Raw genomic sequence first — 24,157 nt, forward strand, 5'->3', positions numbered from 1 at the left:
CCTCCAAGGGCGGTCCCGCTGAGGACGACCTCTCGGACGGCTCCGCCGGAGACGACGCGAGCTCTGCCGCCCCCGGCGCCGGCCCCGGCACCGGCACCGGCGGCCCTTCGGGTCCCTCGAAGGGCACCGCAGCGGCACAGCCGCGGCCCGACGCGGAAAGCGGCGCGACGCGAGCCATGCGGACCACCAGTTGGGGAGCCGCCGCAGCCGCCGCGGAAGCCGGAGGAGCGGCCGGTAGTGCGGCCGGAGGAGCGGCCGGACGGGCCGGGGCGGCCGGAGGAGCGGCCGGACGGGCCGGTGCGGCCGGACAGGCCGGGGCGGAGGCCGCCACCCGCGCGACCCCGTCGCCCGCCGGACCAGGCGGCAGCACCGGACCCGCCAGCGGCCCGGGCAGCGCCACGGGCGCCCGTGGCGGACCGGCCACCGCCGGCGGCCCGGCCACCGGCGGGGACTCGGACGGTGGCGGGGACTCGGCCGGTGGTGGCGACACGGCCGCCGGGACAGCCGGTGTGGGCCGGACCTCGCCCGCCGAGACAGCCATCATGGGTCAGGCCGCCGCAGGATCAGGCGGCCCCGGTGCCCCGGGCGGTTCCGGTGGTCCGGACGGCCCGGGCGCCGCGCAGACGCCGCCCGCCGCGAGCGACGAGGCGGGAATGATGGAGAAGAAGGGCAAGAAAGGCAAGAAGGAGAAAGACAAGAAAGGGAAGGAGAAGCGCCGCCGCACCGGCTGGCGGCGGCTTCTGCCGACCTGGCGGATGGTCCTCGGCGGCCTGCTGCTGATCGTCCTGCTCATCTCCGGCGCGCTTGTCGCCGGCTACCTGCTGGTGAGCATCCCGGCACCGAACGAGGCGGCAGCGGCGCAGACCAACGTCTACCTGTACGCGGACGGCAGCCAGATCGCCCGCGACGGCGACATAAACCGGGAGAGCGTCCCGCTCAGCAAGATTCCCAAGGAGACGCAGCACGCGGTGCTGGCCGCGGAGGACCGCGACTTCTACCACGAGTCAGCCGTGGACCCGCAGGCCATGGCCCGCGCGGGCTGGAACATGCTCACCGGGGGCGGGCGCCAGTCCGGTTCGACGATCACCCAGCAGTACGTGAAGAACTACTACCTGAGCCAGGACCAGACGGTCACGCGCAAGGCCAAGGAGTTCTTCATCGCGCTGAAGCTGGACAACGAGGTCAGCAAGAACGACATCCTCCAGGGCTACCTCAACACGAGCTACTTCGGCCGCAACGCCTACGGCATCCAGTCGGCCGCGCACGCCTACTACGGCAAGGAGGCCAGCGAGCTCTCCACGGAGGAGAGCGCCTACCTGGCGGCGCTGGTCAACTCGCCCAACGCGTACGACACCCGCGCCCACCCGGAGAACAAGAAGCGGGCGCTGGCGCGCTGGAACTACGTGCTGGACGGCATGGTCGAGGAGGGGTGGCTCAAGAAGGGCGACCGGAAGGGGATGGAGTTCCCCGAGCCGGACGAGCCCAAGCCGGCCCGGAACATGTCCGGCGAGCGCGGATACCTGGTCGAAGCGGTCAAGAACTACCTCATCAACAACAAAATCGTCGACGAGCAGCGGCTGCGCGCCGGGGGCTTCCGGATCACCACGACCTTCCAGCCCAAGAAGCAGAAGGCCATGCGGGACGCCGTCGACGACAAGCTGATGTCGAAGCTCGACAAGAAGAACCGGAAGATCGACAAGTACGTCCGTGCGGGCGGCGCGTCGGTGGACCCCAAGACCGGCGAGGTCGTCGCCATGTACGGCGGCATCGGGGCCACCAAACAGTGGACGAACGCCGCGACGAACCGCGAGTACCAGGTCGGCTCCACGTTCAAGCCGTTCGTGTTCACCTCGGCCGTGCAGAACAAGTCCACGACGCAGGACGGCCGGCCGATCAAGCTGAACACGGTGTACGACGGCACGAACAAGCGCGAGGTGGTCAGCGACGGGCAGGGCACCGGCTACGCGCCCGCCAACGAGGACGACCGCTCCTACGGGCAGATCCCGGTCACCACGGCCATGGACAAGTCGGTGAACAGCGTCTTCGCGCAGATGGGCATCGACGTCGGCCCCAAGAAGGTCAAGCAGACGGCCATCGATCTGGGTCTGCCGAAGGCCACGCCCAACCTCACCGAGGACGGGTCCATCGCGCTGGGTGTCGCAGCGGCGTCGCCGCTGGACATGGCCGAGGCGTACGCCACGCTCGCCAACCACGGCAAGCACGGCCACTACAGCATGGTCAGCAAGATCACTCGTGGCGGGGAGGTCGTCGACCTGCCCGACCATGATCCCAAGCGGGCCGTGTCCCGGGCTGCCGCCGACACCACGACGGCCTCGCTGCGCAGCGTCGTCGAGGGCGGCACGGGTACGGCGGCCAAGGCCGCGGGGCGCCCGGCGGCGGGCAAGACCGGCACGGCCGAGGAGGACAAGGCGGCCTGGTTCGCCGGCTACACCCCCGACCTGGCCACCGTCATCGGCGTGATGGGCAAGGACCCGGCCGACGGCGCGCAGAAGCCGCTGTACGGGGCCGGCGGGCAGCCACGTGTCAACGGTGGCGGCTTCCCCGCTGAGATCTGGGGCGCCTACACGAAGGAGGCGCTGGAGGGCCGCCCGGTCAAGAAGTTCGACCTGGACACCACGGGCAACGGGAGCGTGCCGAGCTCGCAGCCGCCGGACACGTCGACGCCGCCGTCCGGACCGCCGACCTCCCAGGGGCCGTCCGAGGAGCCCTCGCAACCGCAGGAGCCGTCGGACGCCCCGTCGACGCCGGAGCCGCCGACGACCGGACCGCCGACGAGCCCGGGCCCGAGCATCCCGGAGATCGGCGGGGTCGACGGCGGTGATCCGGGCGGCGGCCCCGGCGGTGACGGGGGCAACGGCGATCCGGGCGGCGGCCCCGGCGGTGACGGCGGCGTCGGGGGCAACGGCGATCCCGGCAACGGCTGGGGCGGCGGCGCCCCGGGCGTACGCGAGTGGTGAGCGGGGGCGGGGTCTGGTGACCTGAGCCACCCCGCCCGACCGTGCTGTTTGCTACGGTCCAGGGACCGGCCGCCGCACACGCGGGGCCGGTCCCGACGAGACGCGCCGTACCGGGCCCGACAAGACGACGCACCCCCGCAAGCGTTTTTACGGAGGTGCCGTCATGGCCTGGATCATGCTTGTCGTCGCCGGTCTCGTCGAGGTCACCTGGGCGATCGGCCTCAAGTTCACCGAGGGCTTCACCAAACTGTGGCCCAGCGTCTTCACCGTCGCGGGCTTCGCCACCAGCATGATCCTGCTGGCGCTGGCCGCCAAGAGCCTGCCCATCGGAACCGCCTACGGCGTGTGGGTCGGCATCGGCGCCGCCGGAGCAGCGGTGGTCGGCATGCTGATGCTGGGCGAACCCGTGACCGCGGGGCGCATCTTCTTCATTGCTCTGCTCTTGGTCGCGGTGGTGGGCCTGAAACTGACCTCAGACCACTGACCGGCCGGGGGTACGGGGGTTGCCCCCCGGAAGACACAGCATCGCTCTGCTCTTGGTCGCGGTGGTGGGCCTGAAACTGACCTCAGGCCACTGACCGGCTCGGGCAGCGGGTGCGCTCAGAGGTAGAGGCCCGTCGAACCGTCGCTGTCCTGGAGGCGTTCGGCGGCCACGGCGTGGAGGTCGCGTTCGCGCATCAGGACGTACGCGACCCCGCGCACCTCGACCTCGGCCCGGTCCTCGGGGTCGTACAGCACCCGGTCCCCGGGTTCGACCGTGCGCACGTTCTGGCCGACGGCGACGACCTCGGCCCAGTCGAGTTTGCGTCCGACGGCCGCCGTCGCGGGGATCACGATGCCGCCGGAGGAGCGGCGTTCGCCCTCGCTGGTGTCGGTCCGCACCAGCACGCGGTCGTGCAGCATGCGGATCGGCAGCTTGTCATCGTGGGCGGGGGCAGGGGTCTTTGGGCTCACCGGAAGACCGTATCTCAGCGTCTCAGCGGTGTCGGCGGCGCGCCTTCCCACGGCCGGCGGGCTTGCGGCGGGTGGACAGGGCGTAGGTGCCGCCGATCGCGGCGATGGCCAGCGCGGCGACGGGCACGACCCGCTCCAGCCGGAGGTTGCCGTCCTCGGTGACGAACTGGGAGCGCACGTCGGTGACCGTGCGGTTGGCGACGACGTAGGCGCGTCCCGCCGTGCGGTCCACCGCGGCTGCGGCCTTCGCCTTGACGTCGCCCATGATCGTCTTAGGGTGAACGCGCACGGCGATCTCGTCGAGCGCTGCGGCGAGATCCTGCCGCCTGCGGACGATGTCCGCCTCGATGTCCGCGGGGGTCCTGGCTTCCGGCACCGAGTTGCCTCCGTCGCTGTCAGTCCTGCGTCCTACCGTGTCAGCGGCCATCCTGTCAGCTCACCGGGGCCGATGCCCCACGGCACCCCCGAACGGCGGCTTCCGGCTACGCTCAGGCAGGTCCAGGCCGCTGCCGACCCGCTGAGAGGTACAGCACTACTGGTGAGTACCGCCGCGGGGCGCAAGGGAAACCACGAGTGAACGTACCGCTGTGAAGGAGCCTTCGATGAGTCAGCGACTCGAGCCCGGCGACACCGCCCCCGACTTCACGCTGCCCGACGCGGACGGCAAGGACGTCTCGCTGGCAGGCCGCAGGGGCCGCAAGGTGATCGTCTACTTCTACCCGGCGGCCATGACCCCGGGCTGCACGAAGCAGGCCTGCGACTTCACCGACAACCTGGAGCTGCTGGCGGGTCAGGGGTACGACGTCATCGGCGTCTCCCCGGACAAGCCGGAAAAGCTGGCGAAGTTCAGGGAGAAGGAGTCGCTGAGGATCACGCTGGTCGGCGACCCGGGCAAGGAGACGATGGAGGCGTACGGCGCCTTCGGCGAGAAGAAGCTGTACGGGAAAACCGTCACCGGCGTCATCCGCTCCACGGTGGTCGTGGACGAGGAGGGCAAGGTCGAACGGGCGCTCTACAACGTGAAGGCGACCGGCCACGTGGCGAAGCTGATCAGGGATCTCGGGCTGGTTTCGGGGTAATTGCACCCGGCGCGACGGGGCCGTGTTGCGTTCGGGTACGCCAGGTGCGGTACTCATGAGGGATGAACCACGAAGAGGATCAGCCCGCCGACCCGGCTGCCCTCAAGCGGCACCGGCACCTCTTCCGCGCTGTCAGACGCAGCCGGAAGCCAAAAGTCCGTCGTAGCGACATCACGGTCACGGACGAAGCCACGGTCAAGCGCGCCACGAAGGCCGCGGCCGTCGGTAATGCCATGGAGTGGTTCGACTTCGGGATCTACGCCTATCTCGCGGTCACCATCGGCAAGGTCTTCTTCCCCGGCGGCAGCACCCAGCTCCTGGCCTCGTTCACGGCCTTCGCCGCCTCCTTCCTGGTGCGGCCACTGGGCGGCCTGTTCTTCGGGCCGCTCGGCGACCGCATCGGGCGCAAGAAGGTGCTCGGCCTGACGATGGTCATGATGGCCGCGGGCACCTTCTTCATCGGTCTGATCCCGAGTTACGAGTCCATCGGCATCGTCTCCCCCGTCCTGCTGCTCGTCTGCCGCCTGGTGCAGGGCTTCTCCACGGGCGGCGAGTACGGGGGCGCGGCCACCTTCATCGCCGAGTACGCCCCCGACAAGCGGCGCGGCTTCTTCGGCAGCTTCCTCGAGCTGGGCACGCTCACCGGTTACACCGGCGCGGCCGGCCTGGTCCTCATCCTGAACACCGCGCTCGGTGACGACGCCATGCTCCAGTGGGGATGGCGTATCCCCTTCCTGGTGGGCGGACCGATCGGCGTGGTCGGTCTGTACCTGCGGATGAAGCTGGACGAGACCCCGGCCTTCCAGAAGCAGGCCGCCCAGATGTCGCACTCCCCCGAGGCCTCCACGACGGAGACGAGCGAGCCGAGGCTGTCGGAGAACGTGCCGCAGAAGGAGCTCAAGACGATCTTCGCCCAGCAGTGGCGCACGCTGCTGCTGTGCATCGGCCTGGTCGCCGCCTACAACGTCACCGACTACATGCTCCTGTCGTACATGCCCGCCTACCTGACCGACGCCCTCGGGTACGAGAACTCGATGGAACTGGTCGCGGCCATCATCGCCATGGTGGCGATGGCGCTGGTGATCCAGCGGGTCGGGCACCTCAACGACCGCTTCGGCCGCAAGCCCGTCCTGATGGCCGGCATGATCGGTTTCGTCCTGCTGACGATCCCCGCCTTCGCCCTCTTCCAGCAGGGCAGCTTCGTGGCCGTCCTCGTCGGACTGCTGGCGCTGGGCGCCTGCCTGGTGTGCCTGCTCGGCACCATGTCGGCGACGCTGCCCGCGCTCTTCCCCACCGATGTGCGCTACGGGTCGCTGTCCATCGGCTACAACGTGGCCACCGCGGTCTTCGGCGGTACGGCGCCGGGTGTCATGACGTACCTGGTCAACAGCACCGGCGACAACCTGGCCCCGGCCTACTACGCCTCGGGCGCGGCCGTCGTCGGCATCATCGCCGTCCTGTGCATGAAGGAGACGGCCCGCAAACCGCTGGCGGGCTCGCCGCCCTCCGTCAGCACCCACGAGGAGGCCCGCGCTCTGGCCAGGGCGGAGACCAACGAGCCCACCTTCTGACCGGCGCGGGCGGCGGCCCGCAGGGAGCACGACGACACCACGGACCCGCGAGGACCCGTGCCGGCGACGGCACGGGTCCTCGCCGTCGGATGACCTGTACCGCGGGCCCGACGCGAACCGGCACCTTCCGGAGGCGGCCCGTGACCCGCCCGGTGCCGGTCCCCCACGCGCGCAGTACGATACGTGCGCGCGCGAGTGCCGGAATTGGTAGACGGGACGGCTTTAGGTGCCGGTGTCTTCGGACGTGGGGGTTCGAGTCCCCCCTCGCGCACCGCTACACCGCGGGCCGCACCGCCCCTGGTTCTACTGACCTGCGACGACGACCTCATCTCGCTGTCGTCGTGCACCCTCACGCCGAGCTGCACACGAGGGCTCGCCCACCCCTGCTCCCCCAGAGAGTCGCGGCCTACCGCGCGCTCGACGCTCACTTCTCGCTGGCGGTGCGCATCAAGGCCATGTCCGCATATCTCCGTGAGTGGACGGGGTAGCCACACCCCGTCTACCCTCGCCCGGTTCTCTCGATGACGACCAAGAACGGTGACCATGGAAGATCCCGCGTCCGGACGGCTCGGCTGTCTCTCCGTGTGCGCCGGCGCCGGCGGCCTTGCGCTAGGCCTCGAACAGGCCGGGTTCGACCCGGTCCTCCTGCTGGACAACCGCCCCGTGGCCTGCGAGACCCTGCGTCTGAACCGGCCGCAGTGGAATGTCCTCGAAGCCGACCTGCTGGACTTCGACCCTGTCGACCACAGGGAAGCCTACGACGTGGACCTCCTCGCTGCCGGCCTGCCCCGGGTCAAGGCGACCGCGGCCGTCAAGCGTGAGGACAGGGACGAGGAGATCCGGATACTCGAGGCCACCGTCATGCTCATGCACGGTGTGCAACCTCGGGCCCTGCTCATCGAGAACGTTCCCGACCTCGTCTCGAAGCCCGCGTACGAGCCGATCCGCGCGTACGTCGCGACCGAACTGAGGCACCTCGGGTATCGCTATCGCTGGCTCGTCGTCAACGCCAAGAACTACGGCGTTCCTCAGGATCGCAAGCAGGGCCTCCTCGTGGCGTTCAAAGCGGACGACCTCGATCGTTTCGTGCGTCCGGCCCCGGATACGGACCCCCCGCTCACCGTGGGCGAGGCGCTGGGCGCATCCATGGCCGCGCGGGGCTGGCCCGAGGCGGCGGCCTGGGCGGCGCAGGCCGATCGGGTCGCCCCGACGGTGGTGGGCGGATCGTGGAACCGTGGCGGGGCCGACCTGGGACCCACGGGGTCGAAACGCTCCTGGGCTCGGATCGGTGTGAACGGCGGCACCATCGCCGACGAAGTCCCCGGACCGGATTTCCACTTGGACCCCGACGTCCCCCACGACAAGGGCCTGGTCGCACTCACCGTCGCGCAGGCGGCGCGGCTGCAGGGTTTCCCCGACGATTGGGCCTTCGCAGGACGCAAGACAGCTCGTTACCGTCAGGTGGGACACGCCTCTCCACCACCTGTCGGCCGAGCCGTCGGCCTTGCGATCCGAGCCGCCCTCGGCCGCTGAGCGGTGCCGGGTGGTCGAATCGACGGGGTCGGATCGGCCCATGAGGCACAGGACAACCGGGTAATCTATGGGGCAGTTGGTGAACAAAAAAGCTGGTGAAAGGCGCCATCGGGCTCTGCCCGCCGCCACCGGTCCTTCGCATCGAAAGCACTGGCAGGAGATCAAGTGAGCTGCTACGAGATCGTGGATCTCTTCGCCGGCCCCGGCGGGCTAGACGTGGCGGCACACCGACTCGGCATCCCGGTGACCGGGATTGAGTGGGACGCGGACGCGTGCGCCACACGTCGCGCGTACGAGAAGGATCTCAAGTCCTGTGACCCGCACCTGCGCACGGAAGAGGGCGACGTCAGGCTCTTCGGCCCCGAGAAATTCCCGACGGCGAACGTGCTCACCGGCGGCCCGCCGTGTCAGACCTTCACCGTGGCAGGGGGCGGCGCGGGGCGCCGCGCCCTCGATCGGGTGCTCACGTTCATCGACCGCATGGCGAATGACGAGGACGTCCGGGACGACGTGGCGCTGCTCGACGACGAGCGCACCGGGCTCGTGCTGGAGCCGCTGCGCTGGGCTCTCGAGGCCATCAGGCGGGAGAACCCCTACGAGGCCATCATCCTCGAACAGGTCCCCGCGGTCCTGCCCGTCTGGCGGGCCATGGCGACCGTCCTTCGCGAGCGCGGTTACTCGGTCGCCGAACCGGAGGTCCTCCACACCGAGGAGTACGGGGTGCCGCAGACCCGGCGCCGCGCGATCCTCGTGGCAAGGCTCCAGACGCCCGACAACCCCACCGAAGCACGCCTTCCGCAACCCACCCATCAGCGCTATCGCAAAGACGTCGCCCCGATCCCCGAGCCCCCGGCCGCCCTCACTCCCTGGGTGTCCATGGGGGAAGCGCTCGGCCGCAGCGACTTCACGGTGATCTCCAACTACGGCACCGGTGGCGATCCCAAGTCCCGAGGCCGCCGTACGGACAAGGAGCCGGCCTTCACCGTCACCGGCAAGATCTCTCGCAACCGCGTACTCGCGCAGCAGGGCGGCGTTCGGCACGACAGCCGCTTCGGTAACGAGGAAGCGGGCCTCCTGCAGACTTTCCCCCGCTATTACCCCTGGAGTGGCAAGGCCATCGCCCAACAGATCGGCAATGCCGTCCCCCCGCTTCTCGCCGCTCACATACTGACGGCAGCCCTCGATCTTCCTCCGCGTGCCGACGGCAAGATCGCCTTGGGTTACGACAACTTCTGACTCACGTCGTCTCCCTGTCGCGGACCGGCGCCTCGGCGAAGAGCTCGCGGAAGTACTCGACCAGCGTTTCCACGGACTCCTTCGGGGTGCGTTCCTCCTCAGGGCCTTCGGGGAGAGCACGGCGGCTTACGGGCATCGCGTTCTCGGCGCCGTCGACCCACGCCTGGACAGCGGCGGGGGCGTGTTCGACGTCGGGGGCCAAGGCGTCGAAGAAGAGGGTTGCCGCAGCGGCGTTCACCGCCCTGAGCAAGGCACTGGTCTCACGGGAGGCACTCAGCGTGCCGTCCGCAAGGAGGCGAACGATGGCCTGGACGGTTGGCCGGTGGTCGCTGACCTTCTGCCGCAGCGCGGTGTTCAGCATTTCCTGGTCGCCGCATGCCGTGACGACGGGCCGGTAGTCCGGTCCGTCTCGGAAGAACTCGGCAGCCCACCACAGTCGGGAGAATGCCTGCTTGTCCCCAGGGCCCTTGAAGTACTTCACGTTCACAGGTGCCGGATCCGCACGTCGCTTACCCGCCGGCAGGTGCCGCCAGAGCACGTAGTCGGGGGCCACGCCCAAGGCCAGGTAGTTCCACAGCCCGGGGTCCGCCGCCTCGGACCGGGTGAGACGGAGGGTGGCGTGCAGCCGGGGAGCGAGCCAGGCATCCGCCTTGGTGCGGTTCTCCTCATGGCCGTACATCGCGTCCTCGACGAGATCCCGAATGGCGGACCACTGAAAGCGCCGCTCCTCGGCGAGGGGTGTGGCGATCTCGTTGAGCTGGATGGACTTGACGTTCTCCGCCCCCGTGAGCAGCCCTTCGGTGAGGAAGGGGCTCGCGCCTCGGTCGGGCAGGAGCTTCAGGTAAAGGGGCTGACTGGTCGGCTTGCTCATCATTCGTCGTCCTCTCGACGCAGTCGCTCCAGCCCTCTCACGGCTTGGACCAAGGTGGTGCTCGCCCCGCCCCTGCGGGCAGCGGCGTAGTGGATGCGTGGCTGCACGTCGGTCCAGCCACCGACGCCGACGCGCCGCTGGTGCAGTGTGCGCAGGGCGGTTTCGAGGGGCTGCTCGGGGAGGATGTCGGGGAGCATCTCCCGCAGTACGGAGCCTCGCCATCCTCCGGGGAACAACGGACGCCCCCACTCGTCGAGCTCGAGGTCGCCGAGGGCCGCGTGGAAGACGGCAAGCCAGATGTCCGAGGCCATCTGCGCGGCGAGCAGTTCACCCACGGCGCTTTCGATCCCCCGACCGTCGGCGTCGAGCAGCGCGTCGATGCCTTCGACGTCGGTGTTGATGTGCACGGTGGGAAGCTTTCCGGACGGATCGACGATCCAGGGCGCGTCCTTCATCCGCCGCAGCCAGTGCGGGCCTTTCGCGAAGCTGTGCCGTACGGTCTCGAACGGCCGGTCGCGGACCGGCACCTCGGCGGAGACGTCGATGAACCAATCGTCCTTCGACTCGCCGATCAGCCGGCCGGGAACGCCGTCGACGGTGGCGACGACCTGAGCGGAAAGTCGGGCACGGTCGGAGATGTCGGCGCGGGCGAGGTTCAATTCGCCGGCCCAGTGACACGGGTCGTCGGCCGTCGGCGCGAGGCATGCGGTCAGGCGGGTGTTGGTGGCGCCTTCGGTGAGCAGCGCGTACACCGCCAGGTCCGTCCACGGCGAGTCGTGGCGAGTCGAGCTTTCCGGCACGGTGGCACTGATCTTGAGGGTGGCCGCGTCCCACCCTTCCGTCTCGGCTGTACCGAGGGCGAGGACCCTGTCGATGACAGAGCGGGCCGAGGCAGCCAGCGCTTCGCGGGGGGAGCCGGGGGCGGTGACAGCCGCTCCGTCCACCGCGATGGCCGTGGCGGCGCGCAGTCGGGGATAGGGGAAGACCTTCATCACACGTCCCCTTCCACGAGGTCGAGTTCGACGACGAGGCCGGAACGGCCACCGCGCACGGGCTGCGTGGACGGATCGGTGACGGCCCGGAAGACGGCGCTCTGCACGCCGGGGGTGAATCGGAGGACGCCGTCGACGACCTCGCAGTCGCGTACGCCTTCCATTTCGGCCCAGGCGATGCGGAACCCGGGACCCGAGCGGGCGGCGAGGACGGCGGTGGGACGAGCGCCCCAACCGTCACCGCCGCGGGGGATGGTGATCTCGCCGGTGATCTGCCAGGCGCCGTCGGGCAGCACCGTGTGCTGCAAGTCGGCCAACGTGGGCCGGGCCGTGGCGCCCGCGCGCGGCCTCGGCTTGGGATTGGCCTTCGGCGCGATGCGTTTCGCCAGGTTGCCGCCCTCCCGCTGCGCGGCGCTCTTCCGCTTGGGCTGCGCCAACAGCTCCTTCACCTGCACGTGCGCGGCGTGGATCATCGTCGTGACGCGACGGTGGGCGCTGGACGCGTACTCGTTGGTGAGGTCTTCCGTCTGCATCCACTTGTTGTGCTCGGGGGGTTCCGCGGCGCGCAGGAACCGCTCGGCCTCCAGCGCGTACGGCGCCTTCTCCCCGGCGGCGATGCCGGTGAGCAGCACGGCCTGGAAGGGATTGGCGCCCATCGGGATACCGGGCACGTTCTTGGCCCGCACCGTCATGCGGTTGCCGCGCATCGCGGCCATCACGTTCGCGGGATCCTCGCCGTCGACGGCGTCGGTGACGAGCAGGACCGCCTCGTGCACCCCAGTGGTGGACCGTCCGTCGCGGCCGGGCAGCTTCAGCGGGACGGTGGCCTGGGCGACCTGTCCCGCTTCGGTGAGGCGGTCGACCGTGCCGCCGCCGAGGAACGCTTTCAGCGCGCGGGTGCGGGAGGGTTCGGCGACTGCCGGATCGACGCGTTCCTCTGCGATGAGTTCCCTCCCGTCGCGCAGGGTGCGGACGGATGCTTCCAGCTGGGGGCGGGCGTCGTCCGCGGCGGTCATGGCCGCCCAGAAATTACGGCCCAGCGCGTCGACCAGGCGGCGGTGCATGCGGCGCAGCTCGTCCCCGTTGTCGTTCGGCTCTTCGTCGTCCCCCAGCGGCTTGCCCGCGGCCAGCCCGGCGACGTCGTGCGCGCCGACGACCAAGAACGAAGTGCCGGGTTCCGCGTTCTCGCGGACGAGATGGAGGCGGCGGACGGTGTCCTCCTCCGCCCACCAGGAACGGGCGATACGGGCGCCAGGGGTGTCCGGATCCGCGCGGCCGAACCACGCGGGCCCGGCCAGCGCCTCGTCGTCGACCCGCCGCCACGGCAGTTCGAGACGTCCGACGACACGGTGCTCCGTGCGGCCCTCGTAGGGTTCGGACAGCGTGGAGTTGATCAGCACCATGCCGAGCCGGCTCGTGCCCCACAGGGTGGCCTTGCCCAGGCCGTACGAGCCGCCCGAGGTGCCGTTCGCCTCATTGTGGCTGTCGAGCGTGCGTCGGACGACGGCCGCGTAGACGCTGTCGTCGTACTCGTCGCCGGTGAGACCGACGGCGTTGTAGTCGTCCACGCGGAGCAGGACGAGCCGATCGCGTTCGTGGAGGTCCCTGAGACCCGCCTTGACAGCCCTGCTGACCTTCTGGCGGGCGTCTCCCGCGACAGCCGCGTAATGCGGGTACAGCTCGTCCCACTGCACTGCGGCGAGGAAGTCGGCGAGCTTCTCACCGGTGATCTCATGGAGCGTGAAGCGCAACCGCACCGGCCTGCCGTTGTCGACGAGACGCGCGTCAAGGCTGTTCTGGCCGGTCTCGCGAGCCAGCACCCCCACGTCCGCGTCGAAGGCGAAGGTGGCCGCGTTGCCCATCTCCCGCCCCCGGTCCGCGTGTTCCGGACGGTGGTACCAGCCGACGGGGAGGCCGGCCGTGGTGTCGGTGTCGCGGGTGTGGACGGTGGCCACGTCGGTCCCCAACGCCTCGGCGATGAGGGCGACCACCTCGGGACGGGGGGTGGAGCGCTTGGTGACCCAGGCGGAGACGGCGGCACGCGTGACACCGACCTTCTCCGCCAGCTCCGTCTGACTCTTGCCCGTGAGCTTCAGCTGCCGTGCCAGCCACGGGCCGAACTCGGTTCCCGTCGTCTCCACTCTCCACCTGCCCGGCTAGACGTCCCGCGCGATACGCGGCCCTCACCATACCTCAGTCGATTGACAGTGGTGACTCGTGTCAACTGACCTTTGACTCATCACTCGGGGAGGATTCCCATTAGCGGGAGGCGGTGGCAAGACAAGAGGTGGTGGAAGGGCACCGTCGGATCACGGTCGAGCGAACCGCCTTCCGGAGTGCCACGCTCCACTACAACCCCGTCGGCCTCGCCGGAAGTTACGTCGACCACGCCGGAATCGATGGCTCCGTTTCCCGTCCGCCCAAACGCCTTGCGGTCCGCTGGCGACCGCTCTAGCGTTATCGGCCAGCGATCGGATCCACACCCCGGATCGGACCGCGCAAACCGGGCCAGAGCTCTGCCGTTTTCCAGGTACACCCGCCGGAAAGCGCTCGCGCCACCGAATCGCCGTTCACGGCTCCCGTCTTCTCCAAAGGAAGAGGATCACGCCCTTGCCAACCGCCCCCGAGCCTCCCGAGTCATGCGAGGAGAGGCTCGCCCGCTACCAAAAAATGGTGGCCGAGTTCTCGATGTGCACCTCCGAGGAAGAGCGCACCACGTGTCTCCGCCGATACGGGGAGACGGAAGCGTCCATGCGATCCCTGCGGGACGCCCTGGAATGCATCCACTGCCCCGGGAAATGGGGCCATGGAAACCGCGAACGGTGCAGCGGTAGTGTTCATTACCCCCGTCACCGGCACCAGTTGGCGCGCCGTGGCGTGTGCTACTGCCGACGCACCTGAAGGTGCTGCGCCACCGCGTCCACCAGCAGCTTCGCGTCATCCTGTGTGGGTCGCGTGCGCTCCGGCGCGACCCGCAGGGCACCGCCTGACCTCCCGCTCACCCGCTTTCGCCGGCCCTTCTCCGATCGGAGCGTCATGAACGACATTTCATTGCCCGTGATCAAGCAGGTCATCGACATGTCGGAGACGGTGCTGCGGGTCTACGCCGAGGACCCCAAAATCGTCACCGAGAACGCGAATGCGGAGCGCCGCATCACCAAGGGCGGATACGGTGATCGTCAGCTCTTCGAAGTGGTGCAGAACGGTGCCGACGAGGTGGCTGCGGAACCGGGGGGAAAGATTCATGCCGTTCTGACGGAGTCGCACCTCTACTGCGCGAACCAGGGGACTCCGGTCACCCCGGAAGGTGTCGACACGATTCTCCGGATGGGGGTCTCGAACAAGCGTGGGGGCCAGATCGGCAGATTCGGTGTCGGCGTCAAGTCCGTCCTGGTCGTCACGGACACTCCGCAGTTCTTTTCCGAGAGCGGATCATTCGGATTCGATCGCGCGTGGGCCCGGGAGCGTATCCGTTCGGTTCCCAACGTCACCGAGACGCTCGGCGACGACTTCGAGGCCCCCGTCCTGCGCATGGCCCGTCCGCTGGACGAAGCCGCCGAGCGTGCCGCCGACCCGGTCCTGGACGAGCTGCTGGGCACGTACACAACCGTGGTGCGGCTGCCGCTGCTGGAGGGCATGGCGGACCGGCTGAGCGAGGACATGCTCGGGCACACCGGGACCGGGCGCCCGCTGGGCCGTGAACAGTTCCCCGCCGGATTCCAGCTCTTCTCGCCGCACGTCGGCACGGTCACGTTGGAGGATCGCCGCCGGCGACCGATCCAGCGCCGCGTGCTCACGGTCACGCACGACGGCGTTCACCACAGCGTGCACGAGGTTCGCACCCAAAAGGCACCGGAGACCCGGGACTGGTGGGTCTTCCGCACCACGCACGAGCCATCCCCCGCCGCCCGCGCGGACGCCGGCGAGCTGCACGACCGGGTGAGTCTGGACCTGGCGTGGGCCGTCCCGAAGTTCATCCCCGATGAGAAGTCGGGTCTGCACCAGGCCCAGTCGGGGCGTGGCCGGATGTGGTCGTTCTTCCCGACCAAGTACGAGATGACCCTGACGGGCATTCTCAACGGGGCCTGGAAGACCAACGAGGACCGGCAGAACTTGCTGGACGCCAGCGCGTTCAACACCGAGATGCTGCGCGTGGCCGCCGAGCTGGTCGTCGACTCGCTTCCGGAACTCGCTCCGGCCGAGGACCCGGCCGCCTACCTGCCCCTGCTGCCCGGCCGCACCAAGGCCGTGGAGATGCTCAGTTGGGCGGATGAGTCCCTCACCCGGACCATCTGGGAAGCCACGTCCCGCCGCCCCTCCCTCCCCGATCAGGACGGAGTACTCCGCCTTCCCGACGACCTACACGTCCACCCGTCCCTCGGCAAGGACAAGGCACTCGCCCGCTGGCTGCGGATGTGGCACGCGTACCCTGGCCGTCCCACGAACTGGCTGCACCCCTCGGTCGAGGCCACGGACCTGCGCTCCGGCAAGGTCGAACACGTGCTGGCCGCCGCCCGCAAGGAACGGGCGAGCCTGAGGGAGTGGCTTGAGGCGGTGGTCACGGACGGTAGCCCGAAAGCCTCGACCGTCGCCCTGACCATCGTGGCCGACATCGTGGAAACCGCCCCGAGCTTCGCCGCCGAGGCACGCACCGCGAAAGTCCTGCTCACCGAGGACATGGGCATGGTTCCGCCCGCCGCGGGCCAGATCTATTTGCGCAGCGACGACAGCGCCCTGCGCGAGACCCTCACCTATGTCCACCCCGAACTGGCTGCCGACCCGGAGGCCGCTCGCGCCCTGCGCACCCTCGGGGTGCGCGAGGCGGACGCGGAAGGGCGGTTTCTCTCCGTGCTGGAGGCCGGTTTCGACGGTTACGGCCCGCGCCAGTGGGAGCAGTTCTGGGACCGCCTGCACCGGGCAGGCAGCAACCGTCTGGGCCACCGGATTCTGCAGAAGGTCGACGACGCAGCCACAGTTCTGCATGTGCGCACGGTCGCCGGGCGGTTCGTACCGGTGCGGGACGCGATGCTGCCCGGTCCGGTGGTCACAGCGGAGTCCGATCCTACGATCGCGGTCGATCCGGGGTTCCACTCCGACGACCGCTCCTTCTTCCACGACCTGGGGTTGAGCGACCGGCCCACCCCTGGCCACGACGTAACCGGCACCCACTGGTTCGACGACTACCGCGAGGCCCTGCGCAAGGGGCTGGCCCGCAAGGCGGAGTTCGCGAACCGGGCACCGAGCCTTCCGACGATCAAGGCTGAGGGCTCGGCGGTCGGAGGACCTCTGCACTTGCTGGAGCGGATGTCCGAGGAAGCCCGGGCCCGCTTCCTCACCGAGCTGCCCACCGAGGCGCTGATCGATTTCTGGACCGTCCAGGTCGGCAACCGCTCCACCACTCGCCAGCAGGCTCCGTCCCCCATCCGTTGGATGTTGAGGAAGCACGGCCGGGTCCGCACCTCGCAGGGCGTCAAACCGCTCGCGCAGGCCGTCGGCCCTCAGCTGGCCGAGTACGGCGCCTTCCTCCCGGTGGCCGACCTGCCGGTCGAGAAGGCCCGCAAACTGCACCTGGCGACCACGCTCGAAGAGTTGCCGAGTGCTCGCTGGCAGGAGCTCTTCGACGAACTGTCCCGCAGCGAGGACGACGCGTTCGTCGGCTCGATGTACGTGCTGCTCACCCGCCGGGAACTGGATTTCCCCGAGGGCCTCACCCGCTGCCGGATCGGTGACGCCTGGGAGGCCCGCGAGGACGCGGAGATCGCCGTCACCGCTGACGAGGCCCAGTACCGGGCACTGCGCGCGGAACGGGTTCCGGCGCTCCTGGTCGGCTCCGTCGAAGACGCCGAGCTGATGATCGAACGCTGGAACATGATGCCGTTCACGGATGTGATCAGTGTCGAGACCCGGCATGTGGCGAGCGACGAACCCGTGCCGGTCGGTGAGTTGTTCCCGTCGCTCCGGAAGATCGTCGCCGGCAAGATCGCCCAGTACTCGGTGGTGCGCTGCTCGGAGTTGGAAGAGGTGACCCGCACGCCCAACGGCGTCACCCCGAGGCCGTTGCGAAGCGCCCTGCTCGGTTCGCAGGTCCTGGTCGCGGACGGCGCCGACCGCCTGCAGGTCCTCGTCGCCGTCGCCGCCGAGCTGCGCCTCGGCCTCGACGCGAGCCGCTGCCGCCTGATCCTCGACAACGAGCGCAAGGACGCCGAGGACAAGGAGCGGCGTGACGCCCGGAAGCGGGTGAGGGACACCGAGGACGTCGTCGAGAAGCTACTCCTGCTGCTCGGCGCGGACACCCTGCGCGAGCGCCTCCCGGAGACGCTGCTGGATGCCGAGCGAAGCGCGACGGGAGACGACGTGTCGGATCGTCGCACCGCCGAACTCGCCCTCCACGTGCACGAGGAGGGCGTCCTGCAAGTGCACGCCCGTGACCTGCAGCAGCGATATCCCGACGCGCCCGGCAGCTTCCACGGCTCAGCGCCCGCCGTCCGCTTCGTCTCCGAGCTGGGCTTCCCCGGCTCGTTCGCCGGATTCCGCACGCCGACCCTGGAGTCGCGGATCGATGTCGAGGGGCCGCGCGACTTCCCACGTCTGCACGCCTACCAGGAGAAGCTGGCCGAGAGCATCTACGCGATGCTCGACCGGCTCCAGCCGCAGCGAGCGATGTTGTCGCTGCCGACAGGAGCGGGCAAGACCCGCATCGTCGCCGAAGCTGTGATCCGCTGGATCAAACAGGCCGGTGAGCTGTCCGGTCCGATCCTGTGGATCGGTCAGACGGAGGAGCTGTGCGAGCAGGCCGTGCAGAGCTGGAAGTTCGTCTGGGAGAAGGTGGGCGCGGCCGGGCCGCTGACGATCAGTCGGCTCTGGAGCACCCGCGAGGTCGGGCCGGTGGACGACCGTCCGCACCTGGTGGTGGCCACGGATGCCAAGCTGGACGTGGAGTCGTGTTTGGCGGATCCCTCGTACGACTGGCTTCGGCGGGCAGCGCTGGTGATCGTCGACGAGGCACACGCCGCCACCACCCCGCGCTACACCCGCATCCTCAGGTTGCTGGGGCTCACCGCCCACCAGACCGAGAGGCACCTGCTCGGGCTCACCGCGACCCCGTTCCGGGGCCGCAGCGAGGAGGAGACGCGACGGCTCGTCGAGCGGTTCGGTGCCAAACGTCTGGACGAGGGAGTCTTCGCCCAGGAGGACCCATACACGGAGCTGCGCAAACTCGGCGTCCTCGCCCGTGTCGAGCATCAGGTCATGCACGGCGGTTCGATCACCCTGAGCCGTGAGGAGATCGAGCACGTCGACAAAATGAAGGTGCTGTCCCGCGCGGCCGAGCTCCGGCTGGCCCAGGATCACGAGCGCAGTGCCCGCATCGTCGAGCAGATCGCGGAGATGCCCCGGGACTGGCCGGTGCTGGCTTTCGCCACGTCGGTCGACCACGCCAAGACGCTCGCTGCCCAGTTGAAGGATCTCGGCATCACCGCGGCCTCCATCGACGGCGGCACCTCGCCGCAGGACCGCCAGTCCCGTGTCGAGGGCTTCCGCAGCGGGCGCATTCGGGTGCTCACCAACTTCGGCGTGCTCACCCAGGGTTTCGACGCCCCCGCCACCCGCGCGGTCGTCGTAGCCCGGCCCGTCTACAGCCCGAATGTCTACCAGCAGATGATCGGGCGCGGACTGCGCGGAGAACTCAACGGTGGTAAGGAGACCTGTCTGATCCTCGACGTCCGCGACAACATCGAGAACTACGACCACAACCTCGCCTTCACCGAGTTCGAGCACCTCTGGAGCCGTCCGTGACCCACCCGAGTCCCGCCGCGCCACCGCTCACCGACGAGCAGCGCGCCGTGGTCGAACAGCCCTGGGACGCCCGTCTGCTGGTCATGGCGGGCGCGGGCTCAGGCAAGACGCACACGGTGGTGCGACGCCTGGACCACCTGGTCGGCGGCGACGACCCCGAGGAGGCGCTGGAGGCAGGCGAGATCCTCGTCCTCAGCTTCTCCCGGGCGGCGGTGCGCGAGCTGACCGAGCGGATCGCCCGCCACGGTGAGCGGGCGAACCGTGTGCGGGCGCGCACGTTCGACGCCTGGGCCCTCGACCTGCTGCTGCGTACCTACCCCGACGCGGAGTGGCACGCCGAGTCCTTCGAGACCCGGATCGCGGCGGCGGTGAAGGCCGTCGCGGCCGGCGCCCTGGAGGTGACCGAGGAGGGTCCCCCTGCGCATGTCCTCATCGACGAGGCGCAGGACCTGGTCGGCGAGCGTCGGAACCTGGTGGAGACGCTGCTCGACAGGCACCAGGAGGAGCTGGGTTTCACGATCGTCGGCGACAGCGCTCAGGGCATCTACGGTTTCCAGGTGTCGCCCGAGAACCGCGTGGCGGAGAACGGCTGGTTCATCGACTGGCTGCGCGGTTCCTATCCGGACGACCTGGTCGAGCTGGAGCTCACCGCCAACTTCCGCTCCCGCACCGCCGAGGCGCGCACCGCCCTGCCGCTCTCCGGGCGTGTGCAGCGGCTGGGCGGGAGCGAAGCCGAGGTGCAGTCCGAGCGGCTCTACCGGGAGCTGTCCGACGAGATCCTCGACCTGCTGGGCTTCGACTCCCTCGACGACGAGCTGTTCCTCATGGCACTGCGGGACAACCCGACGCCGACGGCGATCCTCACCCGAGACAACCGCCAAGCGCTCATGGTCTCCGAGAAGCTGCGCGACCACGGCGTCCCGCACACCCTCAAACGCAGGCTGGAGGATCGCTTCGCACCCGGCTGGTTCGCCGACCTGTGCGCCCGCACCGACGCGAGCGTGCTCGCGAGGAGCCGGTTCGTCACCCTCTTCGCTCAACTCAGCCCGCACCCCGGCATCGAAGGTGACGAGGCGTGGCGAGTGCTGCTGCGGCACGCCCGTGCGGGTTCCGGCAGGGCCGAGCAGATCGACCTCGCTCGCATGCGCGAGCTGATCGGCGCCGGCCGCTTTCCCGAGGAACTGGCCCCCGTCGACACTGCGCCACTCACCGTCTCGACCATCCACCGGGCCAAGGGTTTGGAGTACGACCGTGTCGTACTCCTCGACCCGCCCAACTGGTCGGCGCTGCCGAACATGACGAAGGGGCAGGTCGACCCGGTGGCCGAGGTGCGGGGACTGTATGTGGCGATGACGCGGGCCCGCGACCAGTTGCTGCACGTGCCGGGTCCGGAGGTACGACAGCTGCGTACCGAACCCAGGTCCGGTCGCGCCTACCTGGGTGGGTGGCAACGTTGGGAGCGCTACGGCCTGCAGCTGCGCGGTCGCGACGTCCGCCGTGACGTCCCACCGGGCCATGACGCGGACGCGGAGCCCGCGAGTGTCCAGGAGTACCTGCGCGGCGCTGTCCGCCCCGGCGACCCGGTGACACTTCTCGCTCCCTTGAGGTTGCCCGAGGGGGACGGCCAGAGCCCGCGTTACCTGATCGTCCACGGTGAGAAGGAGCGGATCGTCGGCGAGGTCTCGGAGAGCTTCCGGCGCGAGCTCCACGCGGTGCGCAAGGTGAGCGACACCTGGGAGATCCGTGACTGGCCGGAGCGGATCGTGGGCGGTCACGTGGACTGCCTGGAGGCGGTCGGTGGCGCAGCCTCGGTCGCCGCCGACTGCAAAGTGGCGGGCAACGGGGTGTGGACGGCGGTGCGGTTGGCAGGTCTGGCCCGGTTCGCAGGGTTCGGAAGCGACGACGAGGAGAAGGCGTGAGCACGAACGACGGGCGGCACGCCGCCCACTACCGGGTTCGCGATGCATTGGCGAATCGGCTGCGCCGCGAACTTCTCGGTCCCGACGGGCAGGACCACCCCGACCGGGAGGAGGTGCTGACGGACGACGCTCCAGTCACCCGCTACCTGACGGGCGTGCTCTTCCCGCGCCGGGCCGAGGGCAAGGCCACGGCGCCCGTCGACGAGGGGGGCGACCCGCAGGCCGAAGACCTGGCCCCCGAGCTGCGCGTCAAGGCGCCGGACGACGACCCCGCAGACGCGGCGCCGTCGTCGGCCGGGCAGCGTCGACCGTCCACCATGGGCATCACCTTCGCCGTCGCACCGGCCCTTGCCTCCCGGATCGTCATCACCGCCCGCGCCGCCCGCTACGAGCCCACCGACGCCGAGGGCCGCCCGATCGCGGCCCGCCGGGCCGAGGCGCGCACGACCCATGCGCAGACCGAGCACTGGCGGCGCCGTGAGCTCGCGCTCGCCCCGGTCACGGTCGATGTCACCGTTCCCGTAGCGGCGTTGAAGACCGAACTGGCCGCCGGACTACAGCTGTCGGTGCGGGTTCGCCCTGCGAGCCCGGAGACGGGAACCGTCACGGTGACCGCGACCCTCGTCAACACCCACACCGTCTCCGAACGCGACCTGGCCGACGCCTTCGCCGTCTTCCAGGCCGGGCTGATGGTGCGCGCGGAGGATGGAGCGAGCTGCTTCGTGGAGCGCCCCGCGGCCGGTGGCACGGACGATCCGGACGTGCGCACCAACCGTCTCCTGTACCGCCATGCGCCGACCTTCGCGGTCGGGCACGGCTGCGCGGCCGAGTGGGACTGGAGGCCCGCTCCGGTCGGCCTGGCCGAGATGGAGTGCGCCGCCGTCGACGAGGTCCGCACCGAGTTCGTGCCGAGCCACGAGGTCCTGCTGACCGAGTCGAACCCGGCGATCGACGCCTCCGCCCTCGGCATGATGGGCCTGGCGCGCGGCTCGAAGGCCGAGGTGATGACCGCGCTGTTCCGGCTGGCCGACGGCTACGAGCAGTGGATCGCGGCCCGTCGTCTCGACGCGAAGGCTCTGTCCGGCACCGTCCATGAGCAGGCCGCCCAGGAGCGGATCGCCGACTGCGTCGAGACTTTGGAGCGGATGCGGACCGGCATCGCTCTGCTCGACGAGAAGCCCGATGTGCTGCGCGCCTTCCGGCTGGCCAACGAGGCGATGGCCGCCCAGCGCGCCCGCAGCGCCTGGATCAAGGGCGGTCGGAAGGGCGAACCGGACCTGACGGACGCCCGGTGGCGTCCCTTCCAGATCGCGTTCGTCCTGCTCTGTCTCGCCGGCATCGACGACTCCGAGCACCCGGACCGCTCTGTCTCCGACCTTCTGTGGTTCCCCACGGGTGGTGGCAAGACCGAGGCGTATCTCGGCTTGATCGCTTTCACGACGTTCCTGCGTCGGCTGCGCCTCGGCCCTCGCGGCGCCGGCGTCACCGTGCTCATGCGCTACACCCTTCGCCTGCTCACCCTCCAGCAATTCGAACGCGCCTCGGTCCTGATCTGCGCGATGGAGGCCCTGCGCCGCCGCGAGCCGGGCGAGTTGGGCGATGAGGAGATCTCCATCGGCATGTGGGTGGGCAGATCGGCCACACCCAACTCGCTGGACTCCGCGGCGGAACGGCTCCGCAAAGCTGCCGGCGGCCAGGCTCTCCAGACCGAGAACCCCGTCCAGCTGCACGCCTGCCCCTGGTGCGGCGCGGGGCTCGATGCCCACGCCTACGAGGTGGATCTCCTGGCCACACGGATGCACGTCCGCTGCCCGGACACGGCCTGCACATTCCACGGCGGCCTGCCGGTGCACATCGTGGACGAGGCCGTCTACGCCGCTCGCCCCACTTTGGTCATCGCCACTGTCGACAAGTTCGCGTCGATGCCGTGGCGGCCACGCACCGCCGCCCTGTTCAACCGCGACCGGCAGGACGGCACGCCCGCCCCGGAGCTGATCGTCCAGGACGAGCTGCACCTGATCTCCGGCCCGCTCGGCACCCTCACCGGCCTCTACGAGACCGCGGTCGACGCCCTCGCCGACCATCCCAAGGTGATCGCCTCCACCGCGACCATCCGCCGCGCCGCCGACCAGGGCCGCAGCCTCTTCGACCGTTCCGTACAGCAATTCCCGCCGGCGGGTCTGGACGGCCGCGATTCCTGGTTCGCCGTGGAGACCGCACGCGAGCACAAGGCCGCACGCCGCTATGTCGGCCTCTTCGCGCCCGGGACCAGCCAAGCCACGCTGCTCATCCGCACCTACGCGGCCCTCCTCCACCAGGCAATGCGCGCGGACTGCCCGGACGAGGTGCGTGACGCGTACTGGACCCTGGTCGGCTATTTCAACAGCCTTCGGCTGCTCTCGGCCGCCGAGCTCCAGGTCAACGACGACGTCGTCGACCAGCTCAAGGTGCTTGCCGGGATCGACGGCTGCGAGCCACGGGACAGCAGCGGCTACGCCGAGCTGACCAGCCGGGTCGACGCCAGTGACATTCCGGCCCGGCTCAAGCAGATCGAGAAGAAGTTGCCCAGCGCGGACACGGTCGACGTTCTCCTGGCCACCAACATGATCGCCGTCGGCGTCGACATCGACAGGCTCGGCCTGATGGCCGTCATGGGCCAGCCGCAGACCACCGCCGAGTACATCCAGGCCACCAGTCGGGTCGGCCGACAGCATCCCGGTCTGGTCGCGGTCATGTTCAATGCGACGCGTTCCCGTGACCGCTCGCACTACGAGAACTTCACCCATTTCCACTCGGCCCTCTATCGCGAGGTGGAGTCGACGTCGGTCACTCCGTTCTCGGCCCGCGCCCGCGACCGCGGTCTGCACGCCGTCGTCGTCGCCCTGACCCGGCTGACGATCCAGGAGGCCGCCGACAACGAGGCGGCCGCCCGGATCGACCGCTTCGTCGACCGCGTCCGGTGCGAGGTGAAGCCGCGGATCGTCTCTCGGGTGCGGAAAGTGGCACCGGACGAGGAGGCCCAGGCCACCGACCTCGCCGTCGAGGAATTCCTGTCCTGGTGGTTGGAGGAGGCGGAGCTCCACCCGAGCCTCGCCTACGAGTCGCCCCACAGCCCCCGTCCCGCCCTGCTCGCCCCGTTCGACGACCGCGCCGAGGGTTCCCATGCGTGGGAGACCCTGTGGAGCCTGCGCGACGTCGACGCCGAGTCGAAGCTCTTCCTGGAGTCGGGC

At 69.7% G+C, this 24,157-nt stretch carries 14 protein-coding genes, 1 tRNA gene and 1 riboswitch; of the genes, 10 read left to right on the plus strand and 5 right to left on the minus strand.

Features of this window, described 5'->3' with window-relative positions; translation table 11 throughout:
- Positions 1-656: 656 nt before the first annotated feature.
- Positions 657-2,978: a transglycosylase domain-containing protein gene (locus AB8Z75_RS02810; RefSeq protein ID WP_369199747.1), complete on the plus strand. Its 2,322-nt coding sequence runs from the start codon at positions 657-659 to the stop codon at positions 2,976-2,978.
- A gap of 80 nt (positions 2,979-3,058) precedes the next feature.
- Positions 3,059-3,112: riboswitch (guanidine-III (ykkC-III) riboswitch) on the plus strand.
- A 29-nt stretch (positions 3,113-3,141) separates the two neighbouring features.
- A complete protein-coding gene (locus tag AB8Z75_RS02815; protein ID WP_369199732.1) occupies positions 3,142-3,462 on the plus strand; it encodes a multidrug efflux SMR transporter in 321 nt (106 codons plus the stop codon).
- A gap of 116 nt (positions 3,463-3,578) precedes the next feature.
- On the opposite strand, the gene AB8Z75_RS02820 is transcribed toward AB8Z75_RS02815, so the two are convergent.
- Both AB8Z75_RS02820 and AB8Z75_RS02825 read right to left on the minus strand, forming a co-directional pair.
- Positions 3,579-3,881 carry a co-chaperone GroES gene (locus AB8Z75_RS02820; protein ID WP_114013724.1) on the minus strand — a complete coding sequence of 101 codons (303 nt, stop codon included), beginning with the start codon at positions 3,879-3,881 and terminating at the stop codon, positions 3,579-3,581.
- Between the two features lie 73 nt (positions 3,882-3,954).
- Positions 3,955-4,308: a DUF3618 domain-containing protein gene (locus AB8Z75_RS02825; protein WP_369199733.1), complete on the minus strand. Its 354-nt coding sequence runs from the start codon at positions 4,306-4,308 to the stop codon at positions 3,955-3,957.
- Positions 4,309-4,534: 226 nt separating this feature from the next.
- Here AB8Z75_RS02825 and bcp point away from each other — a divergent pair, with 226 nt between their 5' ends.
- The 5 genes from bcp to AB8Z75_RS02850 all read left to right on the plus strand — a co-directional run bounded on the left by bcp (position 4,535) and on the right by AB8Z75_RS02850 (position 9,351).
- Entirely contained in the window at positions 4,535-5,011 is a 477-nt protein-coding gene (gene bcp, locus AB8Z75_RS02830; RefSeq protein ID WP_369199734.1) for a thioredoxin-dependent thiol peroxidase, read from the plus strand.
- Positions 5,012-5,073: 62 nt separating this feature from the next.
- Positions 5,074-6,582 (plus strand): MFS transporter, encoded by a 1,509-nt coding sequence (locus tag AB8Z75_RS02835; RefSeq protein WP_369199735.1) that lies wholly within the window; start codon positions 5,074-5,076, stop codon positions 6,580-6,582.
- Positions 6,583-6,771: 189 nt separating this feature from the next.
- Positions 6,772-6,853, plus strand: a tRNA-Leu gene (locus tag AB8Z75_RS02840).
- Between the two features lie 272 nt (positions 6,854-7,125).
- The gene (locus tag AB8Z75_RS02845) at positions 7,126-8,115 is read left to right on the plus strand and encodes a DNA cytosine methyltransferase (RefSeq protein WP_369199736.1); all 990 of its coding nucleotides are present in this window, start codon (positions 7,126-7,128) and stop codon (positions 8,113-8,115) included.
- Between the two features lie 165 nt (positions 8,116-8,280).
- Positions 8,281-9,351: a DNA cytosine methyltransferase gene (locus tag AB8Z75_RS02850; protein WP_369199737.1), complete on the plus strand. Its 1,071-nt coding sequence runs from the start codon at positions 8,281-8,283 to the stop codon at positions 9,349-9,351.
- A gap of 1 nt (position 9,352) precedes the next feature.
- Here AB8Z75_RS02850 and AB8Z75_RS02855 read toward each other — a convergent pair whose 3' ends face one another.
- From AB8Z75_RS02855 to AB8Z75_RS02865, 3 genes are read right to left on the minus strand one after another with little or no spacing between them, the layout of a single operon-like run.
- A complete protein-coding gene (locus tag AB8Z75_RS02855; RefSeq protein ID WP_369199738.1) occupies positions 9,353-10,222 on the minus strand; it encodes a DUF6339 family protein in 870 nt (289 codons plus the stop codon).
- Complete coding sequence (locus tag AB8Z75_RS02860) at positions 10,222-11,214, minus strand: hypothetical protein (protein ID WP_369199739.1); 993 nt, start codon at positions 11,212-11,214, stop codon at positions 10,222-10,224. The genes AB8Z75_RS02855 and AB8Z75_RS02860 overlap by 1 nt, the downstream gene beginning before the upstream one ends.
- A complete protein-coding gene (locus tag AB8Z75_RS02865) occupies positions 11,214-13,355 on the minus strand; it encodes a helix-turn-helix domain-containing protein (RefSeq protein WP_369199740.1) in 2,142 nt (713 codons plus the stop codon). Before AB8Z75_RS02865 ends, AB8Z75_RS02860 begins: the two co-directional genes overlap by 1 nt.
- Positions 13,356-14,250: 895 nt before the next feature.
- Here AB8Z75_RS02865 and AB8Z75_RS02870 point away from each other — a divergent pair.
- The 3 genes from AB8Z75_RS02870 to AB8Z75_RS02880 all read left to right on the plus strand — a co-directional run.
- Complete coding sequence (locus AB8Z75_RS02870; RefSeq protein WP_369199741.1) at positions 14,251-19,008, plus strand: DEAD/DEAH box helicase; 4,758 nt, start codon at positions 14,251-14,253, stop codon at positions 19,006-19,008.
- Positions 19,005-20,927 (plus strand): UvrD-helicase domain-containing protein, encoded by a 1,923-nt coding sequence (locus tag AB8Z75_RS02875; RefSeq protein ID WP_369199742.1) that lies wholly within the window; start codon positions 19,005-19,007, stop codon positions 20,925-20,927. The genes AB8Z75_RS02870 and AB8Z75_RS02875 overlap by 4 nt, the downstream gene beginning before the upstream one ends.
- Positions 20,924-24,157, plus strand: a 3,234-nt coding sequence (locus AB8Z75_RS02880) for a helicase-related protein (RefSeq protein WP_369199743.1), incomplete at its 3' end; no start/stop codon positions are given. The genes AB8Z75_RS02875 and AB8Z75_RS02880, both read left to right, overlap by 4 nt.

The organism is Streptomyces sp. PU-14G, assembly GCF_041028275.1.
Lineage (GTDB): Bacteria > Actinomycetota > Actinomycetes > Streptomycetales > Streptomycetaceae > Streptomyces.

Bases quoted from the DNA above. Each gene is read 5' to 3' on its own strand.
- AB8Z75_RS02810 (WP_369199747.1), top strand. From the start codon at position 657: ATGGAGAAGAAGGGCAAGAAAGGCAAGAAGGAGAAAGACAAGAAAGGG.
- AB8Z75_RS02860 (WP_369199739.1), bottom strand. From the start codon at position 11,214: ATGAAGGTCTTCCCCTATCCCCGACTGCGCGCCGCCACGGCCATCGCG.
- bcp (WP_369199734.1), top strand. From the start codon at position 4,535: ATGAGTCAGCGACTCGAGCCCGGCGACACCGCCCCCGACTTCACGCTG.
- AB8Z75_RS02820 (WP_114013724.1), bottom strand. From the start codon at position 3,881: ATGCTGCACGACCGCGTGCTGGTGCGGACCGACACCAGCGAGGGCGAA.
- AB8Z75_RS02855 (WP_369199738.1), bottom strand. From the start codon at position 10,222: ATGAGCAAGCCGACCAGTCAGCCCCTTTACCTGAAGCTCCTGCCCGAC.
- AB8Z75_RS02870 (WP_369199741.1), top strand. From the start codon at position 14,251: ATGAACGACATTTCATTGCCCGTGATCAAGCAGGTCATCGACATGTCG.
- AB8Z75_RS02845 (WP_369199736.1), top strand. From the start codon at position 7,126: ATGGAAGATCCCGCGTCCGGACGGCTCGGCTGTCTCTCCGTGTGCGCC.
- AB8Z75_RS02835 (WP_369199735.1), top strand. From the start codon at position 5,074: ATGAACCACGAAGAGGATCAGCCCGCCGACCCGGCTGCCCTCAAGCGG.
- AB8Z75_RS02815 (WP_369199732.1), top strand. From the start codon at position 3,142: ATGGCCTGGATCATGCTTGTCGTCGCCGGTCTCGTCGAGGTCACCTGG.